This is a genomic window from Pseudomonas sp. GL-B-19 (assembly GCF_019956415.1).
Lineage (GTDB): Bacteria > Pseudomonadota > Gammaproteobacteria > Pseudomonadales > Pseudomonadaceae > Aquipseudomonas.
Window position 1 is genome coordinate 114,635 of the sequence record NZ_JAHBDK010000108.1, and the last position, 15,109, is coordinate 129,743.

14 protein-coding genes are annotated in these 15,109 nt (G+C 60.2%); 7 read left to right on the plus strand and 7 right to left on the minus strand.

Features of this window, described 5'->3' with window-relative positions; translation table 11 throughout:
• Positions 1-66: 66 nt before the first annotated feature.
• Complete coding sequence (gene eat / locus KGB06_RS29520) at positions 67-1,437, minus strand: ethanolamine permease (RefSeq protein ID WP_223521932.1); 1,371 nt, start codon at positions 1,435-1,437, stop codon at positions 67-69.
• 239 nt (positions 1,438-1,676) lie between these two features.
• A complete protein-coding gene (locus KGB06_RS29525; protein ID WP_223521934.1) occupies positions 1,677-3,197 on the minus strand; it encodes an aldehyde dehydrogenase family protein in 1,521 nt (506 codons plus the stop codon).
• 423 nt (positions 3,198-3,620) lie between these two features.
• Between KGB06_RS29525 and KGB06_RS29530 the strand changes: the two genes are divergently transcribed.
• The 4 genes from KGB06_RS29530 to KGB06_RS29545 all read left to right on the plus strand — a co-directional run bounded on the left by KGB06_RS29530 (position 3,621) and on the right by KGB06_RS29545 (position 7,947).
• On the plus strand, positions 3,621-5,534 hold the full coding sequence (locus KGB06_RS29530; protein ID WP_223521936.1) for a sigma-54-dependent Fis family transcriptional regulator: 1,914 nt from the start codon (positions 3,621-3,623) through the stop codon (positions 5,532-5,534).
• A 157-nt stretch (positions 5,535-5,691) separates the two neighbouring features.
• A complete protein-coding gene (mpl, locus tag KGB06_RS29535) occupies positions 5,692-7,041 on the plus strand; it encodes a UDP-N-acetylmuramate:L-alanyl-gamma-D-glutamyl-meso-diaminopimelate ligase (RefSeq protein ID WP_223521938.1) in 1,350 nt (449 codons plus the stop codon).
• Positions 7,038-7,670, plus strand: coding sequence for a flavin prenyltransferase UbiX (gene ubiX / locus KGB06_RS29540; protein ID WP_223521940.1), 633 nt, complete (start codon positions 7,038-7,040; stop codon positions 7,668-7,670). Before mpl ends, ubiX begins: the two co-directional genes overlap by 4 nt.
• Complete coding sequence (locus KGB06_RS29545; protein WP_223521942.1) at positions 7,663-7,947, plus strand: YceK/YidQ family lipoprotein; 285 nt, start codon at positions 7,663-7,665, stop codon at positions 7,945-7,947. The genes ubiX and KGB06_RS29545 overlap by 8 nt, the downstream gene beginning before the upstream one ends.
• 131 nt (positions 7,948-8,078) lie before the next feature.
• On the opposite strand, the gene KGB06_RS29550 is transcribed toward KGB06_RS29545, so the two are convergent.
• The 3 genes from KGB06_RS29550 to KGB06_RS29560 all read right to left on the minus strand — a co-directional run bounded on the left by KGB06_RS29550 (position 8,079) and on the right by KGB06_RS29560 (position 11,023).
• The gene (locus KGB06_RS29550; RefSeq protein ID WP_223521944.1) at positions 8,079-8,720 is read right to left on the minus strand and encodes an oxidoreductase; all 642 of its coding nucleotides are present in this window, start codon (positions 8,718-8,720) and stop codon (positions 8,079-8,081) included.
• Between the two features lie 27 nt (positions 8,721-8,747).
• Positions 8,748-10,466: a C13 family peptidase gene (locus KGB06_RS29555; protein ID WP_223521946.1), complete on the minus strand. Its 1,719-nt coding sequence runs from the start codon at positions 10,464-10,466 to the stop codon at positions 8,748-8,750.
• A gap of 101 nt (positions 10,467-10,567) precedes the next feature.
• Positions 10,568-11,023, minus strand: coding sequence for a MaoC family dehydratase (locus KGB06_RS29560; RefSeq protein WP_223521948.1), 456 nt, complete (start codon positions 11,021-11,023; stop codon positions 10,568-10,570).
• Between the two features lie 195 nt (positions 11,024-11,218).
• Between KGB06_RS29560 and KGB06_RS29565 the strand changes: the two genes are divergently transcribed.
• Genes KGB06_RS29565 through KGB06_RS29575 form a run of 3 tightly spaced genes read left to right on the plus strand, consistent with a single transcriptional unit; the run spans position 11,219 to position 12,895 of the window.
• The gene (locus KGB06_RS29565; protein ID WP_223521950.1) at positions 11,219-11,581 is read left to right on the plus strand and encodes a CidA/LrgA family protein; all 363 of its coding nucleotides are present in this window, start codon (positions 11,219-11,221) and stop codon (positions 11,579-11,581) included.
• On the plus strand, positions 11,578-12,294 hold the full coding sequence (locus KGB06_RS29570; protein WP_140669527.1) for an LrgB family protein: 717 nt from the start codon (positions 11,578-11,580) through the stop codon (positions 12,292-12,294). The genes KGB06_RS29565 and KGB06_RS29570 overlap by 4 nt, the downstream gene beginning before the upstream one ends.
• 10 nt (positions 12,295-12,304) lie before the next feature.
• The gene (locus KGB06_RS29575; protein WP_223521952.1) at positions 12,305-12,895 is read left to right on the plus strand and encodes an LON peptidase substrate-binding domain-containing protein; all 591 of its coding nucleotides are present in this window, start codon (positions 12,305-12,307) and stop codon (positions 12,893-12,895) included.
• A gap of 21 nt (positions 12,896-12,916) precedes the next feature.
• Here KGB06_RS29575 and KGB06_RS29580 read toward each other — a convergent pair whose 3' ends face one another.
• The gene (locus tag KGB06_RS29580; RefSeq protein WP_223521953.1) at positions 12,917-14,233 is read right to left on the minus strand and encodes a bifunctional DedA family/phosphatase PAP2 family protein; all 1,317 of its coding nucleotides are present in this window, start codon (positions 14,231-14,233) and stop codon (positions 12,917-12,919) included.
• A gap of 175 nt (positions 14,234-14,408) precedes the next feature.
• Positions 14,409-15,107, minus strand: coding sequence for a DNA-3-methyladenine glycosylase (locus KGB06_RS29585; protein WP_223521954.1), 699 nt, complete (start codon positions 15,105-15,107; stop codon positions 14,409-14,411).
• Between the last annotated feature and the right edge of the window lie 2 nt (positions 15,108-15,109).

The following is a 15,109-nucleotide window of genomic DNA, read 5'->3' on the forward strand; positions in this document are numbered from 1 at the left end:
CCACAGGTGAACTGCGTGCACTTCAATATGGCAGGCGCCGGGCGATTGGCCCGGCGCCGGTACAACTCAAATGCCTTCGAGCATCGCGTCGGCCGGCGCATCGGCGCGTTGTTTGGCGGTCAACTGGAAATACAGGTAACCGGCCGCCATGAAGCCGAGGAACACACAGCCGATCAGCGTGTTGAACCAGGCCATTGCTACCAGGCACACCACCGCCAGAAACAGCGCAATCCCCGGGACAATCGGATAGCCCGGTGCGCGGAAGGTGCGTTCCAGGTTCGGTTCGGTTTTACGCAGTTTGAACAGGCTCAGCATACTGATGATGTACATCACGATGGCACCGAATACCGACATGGTGATCATCGCTGCCGTCAGCGTCATGCCTTGCAGGTTGACCAGGCCATCGCTGTATATCGCCGCGATGCCGATCACACCACCGGCCAGAATGGCGCGGTGCGGGGTCTGGAAGCGCGAGAGTTTGGCCAGGCCGCTGGGCAGGTATCCGGCACGCGCCAGGGCGAAGAACTGTCGCGAGTAGCCGAGGATGATCCCGTGAAAGCTCGCCACCAGGCCGAACAGACCAATCCAGACCAGCATGTGCATCCAGGTCGAGTTGTTGCCGACCACGGCTTTCATCGCCTGGGGCAGCGGGTCGTTGATGTTCGACAGTTGACGCCAGTCACCGACGCCGCCGGCCATCACCATCACGCCGATGGCCAAAAACACCAGGGTCAGAATGCCGCTGACGTAAGCCTTGGGAATCGTGCGTTTCGGATCCTTGGCTTCTTCAGCTGCCATCGCCGCCCCCTCAATCGCGAGGAAAAACCAGATCGCGAAGGGAATGGCGGCAAAAATGCCGGGAATGGAAGCGATGGTGAACTCATTGGAACCCGACCAGCCATTCAGCACGAAGTTACTGAAGCTGAAGCCCGGCGCAACCACGCCCATGAACACCAGCAACTCGGCGACCGCCAGCACGGTGACCACCAGTTCAAAGGTGGCGGCGATGCTGACGCCAAGGATGTTCAGGCCCATGAACACGAAATACGCACCAACGGCGGCGATCTTGGGGTCAAGTTCCGGGTATTGCACGTTGAGGTAAGCGCCAATAGCCATCGCAATGGCCGGGGGCGCAAACACGAATTCGATCAGGGTGGCGATACCGGCGATCAATCCGCCTTTCTCACCAAACGCCCGCCGGCTGTAGGCGAATGGCCCTCCCGCGTGGGGAATCGCGGTCGTCAGTTCGGTGAAGCTGAAGATGAAGCAGGTGTACATCGTCGCCACCATCAGGGCGGTGACGAGAAAGCCCAATGTGCCTGCGGTGCCCCAGCCGTAACTCCAGCCGAAGTACTCGCCAGAAATCACCAGGCCGACGGCAATACCCCATAGATGCAGGGTGCCGAGTGTGGGTTTGAGCTGTGTAGAAGAAGTCATAAGTCCTCGCTGTCTTTTTATTGTTTGATCTTTTGGACTTGCGGTACGACGTTTTAGCTGTGAAGCGGGCACGCAAAGCCCGTGCCAGAGCGGCCAGGGCGATGTTTTGGGTGCCTTCGATGACGCCATCGCGAGCAGGCTCGCTCCCACAGGGGGAACGCGGTGCAAATGTGGGAGCGAGCCTGCTCGCGATAGCTATAGAAAGGGCGATGCAGAACTCCCTGCACCGCCCCCGGTTTTTAGAAGAAGCCCAGCGGATTGATGTCGTAGCTCACCAGCAGGTTTTTGGTTTGCTGATAGTGATCTAGCATCATTTTGTGGGTTTCACGGCCGACGCCGGACTTTTTGTAGCCACCGAACGCGGCGTGCGCCGGGTACAGGTGGTAGCAGTTGGTCCACACACGACCGGCCTTGATGGCGCGGCCCATGCGATAGGCGCGGTTGATGTCGCGGGTCCAGAGGCCGGCGCCCAGGCCGAACTCGGTGTCGTTGGCGATGGCCAGGGCTTCGGCTTCGTCCTTGAAGGTGGTGATGCTCACCACCGGGCCAAAGATTTCTTCCTGGAACACGCGCATTTTGTTGGTGCCCTTGAGCAGGGTCGGCTGGATGTAATACCCGGTCGCCAGGCTGCCCTCGAGTTTTTCTACCTTGCCGCCGGTCAGCAGCTCGGCGCCTTCGCCCTTGGCGATTTCCAGGTACGAAAGGATTTTGTCGAATTGCTGTTCGGACGCCTGGGCGCCGACCATGGTGTCGGTGTCCAGCGGGTCGCCACGTTTGATCGACAGGACTTTTTTCATCACCTCTTTCATGAAGTCGTCGTAGATCGACTCTTGCACCAGCGCGCGAGACGGGCAGGTGCAGACTTCGCCTTGGTTGAAGAATGCGAGCACCAGACCTTCAGCGGCTTTTTCGATGAAGGACGGTTCGGCCTTCATGATGTCTTCGAAGAAGATGTTCGGCGATTTGCCACCCAGCTCCACGGTGGACGGAATGATGTTTTCGGCGGCGCATTTCATGATGTGCGAGCCGACCGGGGTCGAGCCGGTGAAGGCGATTTTGGCGATGCGTTTGCTAGTGGCCAGCGCTTCGCCGGCTTCTTTGCCGAAGCCTTGCACGATGTTCAGCACGCCGGGTGGCAGCAGGTCGCCGATCAGCTCCATCAGTACCGTAATGCCCAGCGGGGTTTGCTCGGCAGGCTTGAGGACCACGCAGTTACCGGCGGCCAGGGCCGGGGCGAGTTTCCAGGCGGCCATCAGGATCGGGAAGTTCCACGGGATGATCTGCCCGACCACGCCCAGTGGCTCGTGGATGTGATAGGCGACGGTGTTGCCGTCGATCTCGGCAGCGCTGCCTTCCTGTGCGCGGATGCAACCGGCAAAGTAGCGGAAATGGTCAGCAGCCAGCGGGATGTCGGCGTTGAGGGTTTCGCGAACGGCTTTGCCGTTGTCCCAGGATTCGGTGATTGCCAGCAGTTCCAGGTTTTGCTCGATGCGGTCGGCGATTTTCAGCAGCACCAGCGAACGCGCCTGGGCGGACGTAGCGCCCCAGGCATCGGCAGCGGCGTGGGCAGCGTCCAGGGCCTTGTCGATGTCTTCGGCGGTGGAGCGCGGGAATTCGGCAATCGGTTGGCCATTCACTGGCGAGGTATTGGTGAAGTACTGACCTTTGACAGGCGCGACGAACTCGCCGCCGATGTAGTTACCGTATTTGCTCTTGAACGAAACGATAGCGCCTTCAGTACCGGGGTGAGCGTAACGCATGATGTTGTCTCCTTGGCTTTTGTATTTATAAGAAGAGGCGCATGTGCGCTTGTTATAAGCGTAGAGCAAAGGTCGGGCCACTGCCTTGCAAGTCAGGCAAATCAAGGCCTTGCGTGGTTTTTGTCGGACCGGCGGGCAGCGCCTGTGACGGTTTCGGTACAGCGTGCGTGACACTTTGTACCGCTAGTGGCACAGCCTGTGACTGACGAGTCTCGACAGCATTGCAATGCGGGCCCGGCTGGAGGATGCTCGGACTCGCGCTCTATGTAGCAGCTGCCGAAGGCTGCGTCAGAGTGCGAAGCGCTCTCTTCGGTTTAGCCCTGAAACAGGGGATACAGGTTTACGACCGCTTCGCGGCCGGACGCAGCCTTCGGCAGCTGCTACACGGGGGCGAGCCAGACCCTGCGGGGAGAATAATAAGAAATGCACGACAACCATTTGAGTCGCCATGCCCAGCAAGTCCTGACCGTGACTCAGGGCAAATCGCACCTGCACGGCCCTGGCAGCGATCCGTCCATCGCCCGATCCTGGCTGCGTTGTCTTGAGGACTATCACCTCGACCCGGCCCTGACGATGGCGCCCACCGTGTTGGAACATGGCCGCGTGCTGGAAAGCCGCGAGCGTTTGCAGCAGGTGCTGCACATCGCCGGCAATGAAATGTCCAGCCTCCACCAACAGCTCTCCGGCGCTGGTCACGCGGTGCTGCTGACGGATGCCCGTGGTGTGATCCTCAATTGCGTCACCGCTCCCGCCGAACGGAAGATTTTCGAACGCGCCGGCCTTTGGCTTGGTGCCGACTGGAGCGAAGCCTGCGAAGGCACCAACGGCATCGGCACCTGCCTGGTGGAGCGTCAGTCGCTGACCATTCATCAGGACGAACACTTTCGCGGACGCCACACCGGCCTGACCTGCTCGGCGAGCCCGGTGTTCGACCCACACGGCGAACTGCTGGCGGTGCTCGACGTGTCCTCGGCGCGCCACGATGTATCGCGCCAGAGCCAGTTCCACACCATGGCCCTGGTCAATCTGTCGGCGAAGATGATTGAGAGCTGTTATTTCCTGCGCTACTTCGACAATCAATGGTTGCTGCGTTTTCACTTGCAGGCCGAGTCCGTCGGGTTGTTCAGCGAGGGGCTGCTGGCATTCGACGGGGAAGGGCGGATTTGCGCGGTCAATCAAAGCGCACTGAACCTGCTCGGGCACATTCGCGGTGGCTTGTTGGGTAAACCGGTGGAAGCGTTTTTCGATTGTTCGCTGGATGAGTTGCTTGGCCGTGCCAGTGTGAATGCCAATGCCAGTTGGCCCCTGCGCACCCGCGACGGCCGTAGTCTGTTTGCCGTGTTGCGTGGGCAGCCGCGCAGCATTCCAGTACCCGTTGTGCAAAGCCCGACGATTGCCGAACGTCCACGGCTGTCGGGCATCTGCATCGGTGATACCGCGTTGCAGGAGGATTTTCGCAAGTCGCTGCGGGTATTCGAGCGCGATGTCCCGCTGCTGATCAACGGCGAAACCGGTTCCGGCAAAGAGGCGTTCGCCAAAGCCGTGCACCAGGCCAGTCAACGGGCGGAAAAAGCCTTCGTCGCCCTTAACTGTGCGGCCATTCCTGAAAGCCTGATCGAGAGCGAATTGTTCGGCTATCGCGGCGGCAGCTTCACCGGCGCGCGCAAGGAAGGCATGCGAGGCAAGTTGCAGCAGGCCGATGGCGGGACCCTGTTTCTCGACGAAATCGGCGACATGCCGCTGGCCTTGCAGACCCGGCTTTTAAGGGTGTTGGAAGACCGGCAGGTGGTGCCGATTGGCGGGGAGCCGGAAGCGGTCAACGTGCGAATCATCAGCGCTACTCACCGTAATCTGCTGGATCGGGTGCAGGACGGCAGCTTCCGTGAGGATTTGTATTACCGGCTCAATGGGCTGGAAGTGGCGTTGCCGGCGTTGCGCGAGCGTAGTGATAAATCCCAGCTACTCGATTTCTTGTTGGCGGAAGAGGCGGGCGGGGAAACCGTCGTGATCGACGGGCCGGCGCGGGAAGCTTTGTTGGGTTTTGCCTGGCCGGGCAACGTGCGGCAATTGCGCAATGTGCTGCGCACCTTGGCGGCATTGTGTGACGGCGGGCGGATCGGGCTGGAGGATTTGCCAGCGATGATTCGTCAGGCGCGGCCGGCGGTTGCATGGGCGGTGGAAGAGCCGTCCGAACATCCGTTGGACGATGCCGAGCGGCTGGCGTTGTTGAATGCGCTGGAGCACACGCGTTGGCATATGACCCATACCGCTGAGCGCTTGGGTGTCAGCCGTAACACGCTATACAGAAAGCTGCGTAAACACGGTATTGCCCGCTAAATTGCGTCGCGCCCCATCGCGGGCAAGCCCGCTCCCACAGGATTTTCGGTGACCTGTGGGAGCGGGCTTGCCCGCGATGGCGTCCGTGAGACCGAAACACAAGGTGCGATTTTCCCCTCCCTACGCTAACCTGCGGCCATGTTTTACGAGGTCGACTATGCACATTCATATTCTGGGTATCTGCGGCACTTTCATGGGTTCGATGGCGGTGTTGGCCAAAGAGCTGGGCCATCACGTGACCGGCTCCGATGCCAACGTCTATCCGCCGATGAGCACTCAACTTGAGGCTCAGGGCATTGAGTTGACCCAAGGCTACGACCCTTCCCAGCTCGATCCGGCACCGGACCTGGTGGTGATCGGCAACGCCATGTCGCGCGGCAACCCGGCCGTCGAATACGTGCTGAACAAAGGTCTGCCGTACGTTTCCGGCCCGCAATGGCTGGCCGATCATGTGTTGCAAGGTCGCTGGGTGCTGGCCGTCGCCGGTACTCATGGCAAAACCACCACCAGCAGCATGCTCGCCTGGGTGCTGGAGCACGCGGGCATGAGCCCGGGCTTCCTGATCGGCGGCGTGCCGCAGAATTTCTCGGTGTCGGCGCGCTTGGGCGGCACACCGTTCTTCGTGATCGAAGCCGACGAATATGACAGCGCCTTCTTCGATAAACGCTCCAAGTTCGTTCACTACCGCCCGCGCACGGCGATCCTGAATAACCTTGAGTTCGATCATGCGGACATCTTCCCTGATCTGCCGGCCATCGAGCGGCAATTCCACCATTTGGTGCGGACCATTCCAAGCGAAGGCCTGGTGATCCATCCGACCACCGAACCGGCGTTGCAACGTGTCATCGAAATGGGCTGCTGGACCCCTGTGCAGACCACCGGTGCTGGCGGTCAGTGGCAGGTCAAACTGCTCAGCGAAGACGGTTCGAAGTTTGAAGTGATGTTCGAAGGCGTCGCCCAAGGCGTGGTCGAGTGGGACATGACCGGTCAGCACAACGTCGCCAATGCCTTGGCTACATTGGCGGCCGCGCGTCATGTCGGCGTAGTGCCTTCCATGGGCATCGCCGCGTTGAGCGCGTTCAAAAGCGTGAAGCGCCGGATGGAAAAAGTCGCCGACGTACGCGGCATCACCATTTATGACGACTTCGCGCATCACCCGACCGCCATCGCCACCACCCTTGATGGCCTGCGCAAACGCATCGGCGATGCGCCATTGATCGCGATCATCGAGCCGCGCTCCAATTCCATGAAGCTCGGCGCGCACCGCGACGGCTTGCCGGAAAGCGTGGTCGATGCCGATCAGGTGATCTGGTATGGCCCGGCCAACCTCGGTTGGGACCTGGCCGGCACGGCAGCGCTGTGCACTGTGCCGTCGGTTGTCAGCGATTCGCTGGAAGGCATCATCGAACGCGTGAAGAGCCAGGCCCAGCCCGGCACCCACGTGGTGATCATGAGCAATGGCGGCTTCGGTGGCCTGCACGGCAAACTCGCCGAGGCGCTGCAATGAGCAGCGGCCCGGATCGCATCACGCTGGCCATGACCGGTGCTTCCGGCGCCCAGTACGGTTTGCGCCTGCTCGATTGCCTGGTGCGTGAAGATCGCGAAGTGCACTTCCTGATTTCCAAGGCGGCACAACTGGTGATGGCGACCGAGACGGATGTTTCGTTGCCGTCCAAACCGCAGATGATGCAGGCCTTCCTCACCGAATACACCGGCGCTGCAGCCGGGCAAATCAAGGTGTATGGCAAGGAAGACTGGATGTCGCCGGTGGCTTCGGGCTCCGGTGCGCCCGCAGCGATGGTCGTGGTGCCATGTTCCACGGGGACGCTGTCGGCTATTGCGACCGGTGCCTGCAACAACCTGATCGAACGTGCCGCCGACGTCACCTTGAAGGAGCGTCGCCAGTTGATTCTGGTCCCGCGTGAAGCGCCGTATTCGAGCATCCATCTGGAGAATATGCTCAAGCTGTCGAACATGGGCGTGACGATCATGCCGGCTTCGCCGGGCTTCTATCATCAGCCGCAGACGATTGATGACCTGATCGACTTTGTCGTGGCGCGGATTCTCAATCTGTTGAACATTCCGCAGGACATGCTGCCACGCTGGGGTGAGCACCATTTGAGCAGCGATGAATAAGCTACTGATCCTTCTGCTGGTGTTGCAACTGACAGGCTGCGCCACGGCGCGCACCCTTGATGCCGCCAAGCCTGGGGCGCCGCTGGTGTATTCCGGGACGCGTCTGGATTTGTACGCCATGAACGGTGGGTGCTGTGCCAAGGACCACTTTGGTGCAGAGGCGCCGAGTTACCCTGGCTTGGACCTGCCAGCCAGCGCGTTGCTCGACACGCTACTATTGCCGTTGTCGTTACTGACGGTGATAGGGGTGAGTTTTCAGGCGACGGGTGGGTTGTAGGAGAGCGCTTCGCGCTCTATCGCGAGCAGGTCGAATCGTCGCACCGTCGCTCCCACATTGGATTTGTGGCCCACGCGGATCAGTGTGGGAGCGAGCCTGCTCGCGAAGACGGACTTATAGGCGCCGCAGAGTTATTTGCCGAGCTTGCGCAACTCATCCGATTCAACAATCCGAACCCCATCCTGCTCTTCCAGCGCCAAGCGCCACATCGCCCGGGCCAGTTGGCAGGCTTCGATGCCGTGATATTTGCCCGGGATCAGGCGTGACAGAGGGCCGGCAATTTTCTCGCCCAGACGTGGCGTGACGCGATCACCGAGCAGCAGAGAAGGGCGGCAAATGGTCAGTTGCGGCCAGTCCTGCGCGCGCAATGCGTGTTCCATCTCGCCTTTAACCCGGTTATAGAAAATCGAGGATCTGCGATCGGCGCCCAATGCACTGATCACGATCAGGTGCCGTGCGCCCATTTCTCGCGCACGTTTGGCAAACGCCACGACCATGTCCAGGTCCACTGCACGAAATGCTTCTTCGGAGCCGGCCTGTTTGATCGTGGTGCCGAGGCAGCAGTAGGCGATGTCGACGCGGCCGTTCAGTTGCGGCAGAAACACCGTCGGGTCGCCGACCGGGTTTTCCAGGTGCGGATGTGTGGCCAATGGTCGCCGTGAAGGGGCCAATACCCTTGAAATTGTGGGCTCATTGAGCAAACGATCAAGCAAGTGTTCACCGGTCAACCCGGTAGCTCCGGCAAGCAATACATGCTGAGGCGTCAAGTACATAGTGTTTCTCCCTTGATACTGTTCAGCTTAGTTGCTCTTTGAATCCTTGCTATTGGTAGAGCTACTTTGTAGCGCTTTTCGTGCCTGCTGCTTGCGTAACAACTGCCAGTGCGAGATCACCCCTTTAGGCGCCCACATCTGCGGCTCGGAGGCTTCGAAGCTGTCCGCCAGTTCGCGTTCGGCGACAGTAGCCTTGGCCAGTTTGAAGGCTTGCTCCAGGTCGTCGGTCTGGTTCAGTGCCTGGGTGAACAGTGCATCGCCGAAGTAGGTAGAGTTGGCTTCTTCGGAGCAACCAAAGGACACGCGGTCTGCCCGCGAGGCGGTGATGATCAAGGTGCGTTCGTCCTTGAGGGCGGGAATGAAACCACCGGAATAGCAGGCCGAAATCACAATGATCTTGTCGCGATTCTTCAAGGGTGCAAGCACCGCGGCGAGTTCATCGGCCGGTAGATCGGGCAGTTCCATTCGCGGTTGATCGAGCACCAGTTCGTGTTCGCTGGTGCCGTGGCTGGTCAGGTAAATGAAGATCAAATCTTCCGGGCCGCTGCGCTCGGCCAGCGTCAGCGCGGCGCGGCGCAGGTTTTCCCGGGTGGCCATCGGCCGGTCGACGAGGTGGTCGCGATGATTGACCAGGCGGATCTGGCCAAACGCACCGAAGCGGCTGCTGAGCATGTTGCTGACGTAATCGGATTCGCGCAGGAACACGCTTTGTTTGCCGTCACCACCGAGGGTCAGGGTGTACAACTCGACGGCCGGAGTCGAGCTCGGAACGTTAAGCAGTGCGTCGTCGAGCAAGCGGCCTTGAGCCAGCAAACCGAGCTCCAGGCTATCGGGCAGCAGCTTGCCATCGGCGTCACGCACACGTTGGCCATTGAGCCACGTGCCGCTTTGCACGGTGCCGTCAGTCAGCACCAGCGTGCCGCGTCCCGAGTAACTGTCATTGTCGAACTGGCCGGTGTAGAAGCTGCCGTCCGCCAGGTTCAGTCGCCCTTGGCCGGTGAAGCGCCAGTCGCTGAACCGGCCGACGTAGTGGCTGCCGTCGGCACCGATCAACTCGCCCTTGCCATTCAGCGAGCCTTCCTTGAACTGGCCCAGCCAGACATCGCCATCGGCATTCTCGTAGCGGCCCTTGCCGTGCAGTTGATTGTTCTTGAAGCCGCCGACGTAAATGTCGCCCTCGGCGCTGTTGAAGGTGCCGTTGCCTTCCAGTTGTCCGTTGACAAAATGTCCGGTGAATTGATTGCCGCTGGCGTCGCCGCGCTGGCCTTCACCGTTGGGTTTGCCCTGGGTGAACTGGCCCTGGTAGGAGCTGCCGTCGTCGAGTTCGAGACGACCGAGCCCTGAATATTGATCGGCCTTGAATTCGCCGCGATAGGTCATGCCGTTTTCTTTGAGCGTGCCTTCGCCATCGCGCCGACCGAGTTTGAACCCACCGGTGTAATTGCTGCCTGGTGTGGTCAGCGTGCCTTGGCCGTCGAACAGGCCCTGATTGAATTGCCCGCGAAAGACCTCGCCGTTGCTGCCATGCCATTCGCCTTGGCCATGCCATTGACCCTTGTCGAACTCGCCGGCGTACCAGCTTTTGTTCGGGTAGTCGATGCGGCCCTGGCCTTGCAGCAAGCCGTCGACCAGATCCCCGCGATAGCGTCCACCGTCCGGCAAGCGGGCATCGGGGGGCAGCAGCGATTCGCCATCGCCGCAAGCGGTGAGCAACAGGGTCAAGGCAAGGAGTGCAAGTGAGCGCATAGCGGGATCCGGGCAATTAGGCGACGGAGTATGCCGTAGCTATGTGTCGTATATATAGAGACGGTCGCGAAACAGCGTGAGCTGCTTCGCATCCGAGAGGATTACACGAAACAGAGGGACAGGGATTCAGCGACATAGGCCGGCTTGTCCGAGCCTTCTATCTCAAGGGTGGTGGTGGCCTTGAGCAGCCATTGGCCGGGCTTTTTCTCGATGGCGTCGGAGAGGTCAACCTTGAGGCGCACTCTCGAATCGACCTTGACCGGTTGAATGAAACGCACGCCGTCGAGACCGTAGTTGACTACCATCTTCACGCCTTCGGGGAGGATGAGGATGTCTTCCATCAACTTGGGGATCAGTGACAGCGACAGGAATCCATGTGCGATGGTGCTGCCAAATGGCGTTTGCGCGGCTTTGACCGGGTCGACATGAATAAACTGGTAATCACCAGTGGCTTCTGCGAACAGGTTGATGCGCTCCTGATCGATGGTGAGCCATTCGGAACGTCCGAGTTCCTTGCCGACATAATCTTTGAGCTCTGCAACGGGAACATAGGGCATTGAGACTCTCCTTGGGTTTCATCGGATTTATAGTTTTTCGAGTGGGGGGATTTGACCTCCCTGCGAACCACTGTAGATCAACATGGGTAATTGCTCCGGTCAACTGTCCATGCTTTTGGCGAATGCCGATCCATAGCGTTGACGTGCTTATAATGCGCGGCCCCTTCTTGGTGGGGAGAGCGCGGGAGATGCCGGATGTTGTTACGTGGCCTGACCTGGCTGGTGCTGTTCCAATTGCTGGGCACAGCCATCAACCACTTGTTTTTACCGGTGCTGCCGGGGCCGATTATTGGCTTGCTGCTGTTACTGGTGTACCTGATTTCACGCGGACAAGTCGGCGAGCCGCTGAGCCTGGCGGCCAGCAGCCTGCTGCGTTACTTGCCGTTGCTGCTGGTGCCACCGGCCGTGGGCGTGATGGTGTATGCCAAGGATATTGCCGCGGACTTCTGGGCCATCGTCGGTGCGCTGGTGTTGTCGCTGCTGCTGTCCATGGCCTTCGCCGGCGTACTGATGCAGCGCATGGTCAAGCGCCACGCCCATCGCGGAGATGACCAATGATCCTTGATTGGCACGGCGCACTCGACTCGGTGATTCATCATCCGTTGTTCGGCATCGGCATCACGTTGGGCGCTTATCAGTTGGTGCTGGCGGCCTTCGAGAAAACCCGCTGGATCTTTTTGCAACCGGTGCTGGTCTCGATGCTGGTGGTGATCGGTGTTCTGGTGACCTGTGGCCTGACGTACGCCGAGTACCGCAAGAGCACCGAGATCCTCAGTATCTTGCTCGGGCCTGCGACAGTCGCGCTGGCGGTGCCGCTGTACCTTAATCTGCGACGTATTCGGCAGTTGTTCTGGCCGATATTTACTACGCTGGTGATAGGTGGCGTGGTGGCCACGGGCATGGGCGTGTTGCTGGGCTGGTGGTTCGGTGCCGAGCACATGATCCTGATGACCATGGCGCCCAAGTCGGTGACGTCACCGATTGCCATGCTGGTGGCCGAGCAGATCGGCGGTGTCGCGGCGTTGGCTGCGGTGTTCGTGTTGATCACCGGCGTAATCGGTGCGATCTTCGGCCCGAGCCTGTTGACCCGGCTCGGTGTCCACAGTCCTGAGGCGCGCGGTATGGCACTGGGCATGACCGCCCATGCGGTCGGCACCTCGGTGGCCTTGCAGGAAAGTGAAGAGTGCGGCGCCTTTGCGGCGCTGGCGATGAGTCTGATGGGTGTGGCCACGGCGGTGTTCCTGCCGTTGGCGGTGTCGATGGTGGTGTAAGGAAATGTCTATGAGCTTGCCGCTTTTCCCACTGAACACGGTGCTGTTTCCTGGCTGCATCCTCGACTTGCAGATCTTCGAGGCGCGCTACCTGGACATGATCGGCCGCTGCATGAAACAGGGCGGCGGCTTCGGCGTGGTGTGCATCCTCGACGGCGAAGAAGTCGGCATCGCTCCGGCAGGGTATGCCTTGGTGGGGTGTGAAGCGCTGATCACCGATTTCAAGCAGCAGGACAACGGCCTGCTGGGGATTCGGGTGCAGGGCGGGCGGCGTTTTCATGTCTTGCGCACCGAGGTGCAGCGCGACCAGTTGACCGTCGCCGACGTTGAATGGCTTGAAGACGAACCTGAACAGCCGCTGCAGGAAGAAGACGCCGATTTGGTGGCGCTGCTCAAGGCGTTGGCCGAACACCCGATGGTCGAAGCGTTGAACATGGGCACTGAGGCGACCGGGCAACAATCATTGGCTAATCAGTTGGCCTATCTTCTGCCGTTTGCCGAAGTGGACAAGATCGATCTGCTGCAACTCGATGATCCGCAGCAGCGACTGGATGCGATTCAGGCGCTGCTGGATGAGTTGCAGGGGGAATTGTTTGCCTGATTGCGGCCGATAAGTCGCACGTCAATACGCATACCGCAACATCGCGTGCGGCAAATGCCGCAACGCAAAGAACCCAAACAACGCCATCAGCGCCGGCAACACCAGCCACCAGACCTTGGGTGGCATGGCGTTGAGCGGTGTCTGGCGCTGACTCAGCCACAGGCACACCGCACAAACACAGGCGGCCAACATAGCGCCGGCCAATACATCTGTCGGCCAATGTGCGCCCAGGTACACCCGCGATAGTGCAATCGCCAGCGCGGGCAAGCAGCCCAGCAGCAACCAGGTCAGGCGCATCCGCGGTGGTTGTCCTCGGCCCGCCAGCACGGCGAGGGTCAGGAACAGCGCGAATGCCCCCGAGGCATGGCCGCTGGGCATGCTGTAACTGGTCAGTGGATCGCTCAGTACTTCCGGGCGCACGCGGGCGAAAAATTGCTTGGTGAAGGTGTTGCCGAGGGCGGTGACGAGCAGGGTACTACCGGCAAAAATTGCCTGCCGCCATTGTCGCGTGATCAGCAGCAGGCCGGTCAGCAGTGCGCTGAACAGCAGCATGTTGCGAAACTCGCCAATCAGCGTAAAGACCACGGCCACTTCATCGAGCATCGGGCTGCGGTGTTCTTGCACCAACGTCATTAAGCCCTGATCAAGCGCGGTCAGGTGCGGATAGCCGATAAACAGTCCCGCCAGAATCAGAAGGCTCATCCCGGCAATCAGCATCGTCGCCTTGCGATGGCGGCGCAGGCTGCTGGTGACGCTCAAACCAACCATGACGGCAATAGCACCAGCGACGACTCCCGCCTCAGGCCAGAAACCTTCCGGCAACGGCAAACGAATCGCCGCACCCGTCGCCCAGCCGGGCAGCAGATACGCGACACTCCAGCCAGCGGCAGCCAGCAGGCTGACGGCGAAAAATCGCGGGAATGGCATATCGAACATCCCGGCAACCATCGGCAACATCGGGCGCAGCGGTCCGATAAAGCGTCCGACCAGCAGGCTGGCGATGCCATAACGCTGGAAATACGCCTCGGCGCCGGCAATCCATTCCGGGTGATGGCGTAAGCCGGGCAGGCGTCGGATGTTCTGGTGGAAATGCCGTCCGACGAAGTACGAAATGACGTCACCCAGCACCCCGGCAACGAACCCCAGCAGCAGCGTTTCACTCAACGACAGCGCGCCACTGCCGGCCAGGACCGCCACGGCAAACAGCAACACCGTGCCGGGCACGATCAGCCCGGCAATCGCCAGGCACTCCACAAAGGCCACTATAAACACCGCCGCAGCCAGCCATTGCGGGTTGACCGTCAACCAACCGGTGACGCTATCGAGCCATGGGCCCATAAAAACAACTCCATAAATGTTCATTGGTCCCATGAGGGACGACCGCAATCTTCAAAAAACTACAGATCCCTTGTGGGAGCGAGCCTGCTCGCGAAAGCAGGCTGTCAGTCGACATGGATGTCGCCTGATACTCCGCTATCGCGAGCAGGCTCGCTCCCACAGGAGATATCAATCTTCAAGGCAACAAAAAATAATCGCGACCTTCGATCTGCCCCCGTCGCAGCGGGTTACGCGTGCAATACGGCGCGTAAGCCGCATCGACAAAGCGGTACATCAAGTGTTCATCACGGCCATGGGGGATGCCCAAGCGGGTGGTCTGGATGATGTGGGCGGGCGCCGGGCCGATGTCTTCCACGAGAAGCACTTCATGATCGAAACGCTTGGCGTCCCAGACCGGCACCTTCAAACCCAGGGCCTTGCACAACAGGGTCTGCCCGGCACACAGCTTTTGCGAGGGGCGAGGGCGGCCTTGGGCGTCAGGATTGTTCAACAGCATTTGCGCCAGGCTCGCTGGGCCGCTCAGTTCATCCACCCATGGATAGGCTGATTTGATCAGCACCGCGTTGCCGGGGCCTTTGGCACTGAAGTTCAGCGAATCACCGCCACGGGCGTAATACATATAGATGTGCCCGCCATCCAGAAACAAAGCCTTACGTTTTTCTGTGTAGCCGAGGGAGGCGTGGCTGCCTTTTTCCTCGAAATAATAGGCTTCGGTTTCGATAATCCGGGCGCTGAGCCACAGGTCGCCGACCCGGTGGCGAATGACTTTGCCGAGTAGATCCCGGGCCAGCGTTTGCGCGTCACGGTCGAAAAACGCGTCCGCAAGCCCGGTGGGCAGGCTAGTAGCGGACGCTCGAACAGTCAGGTTGGACATGA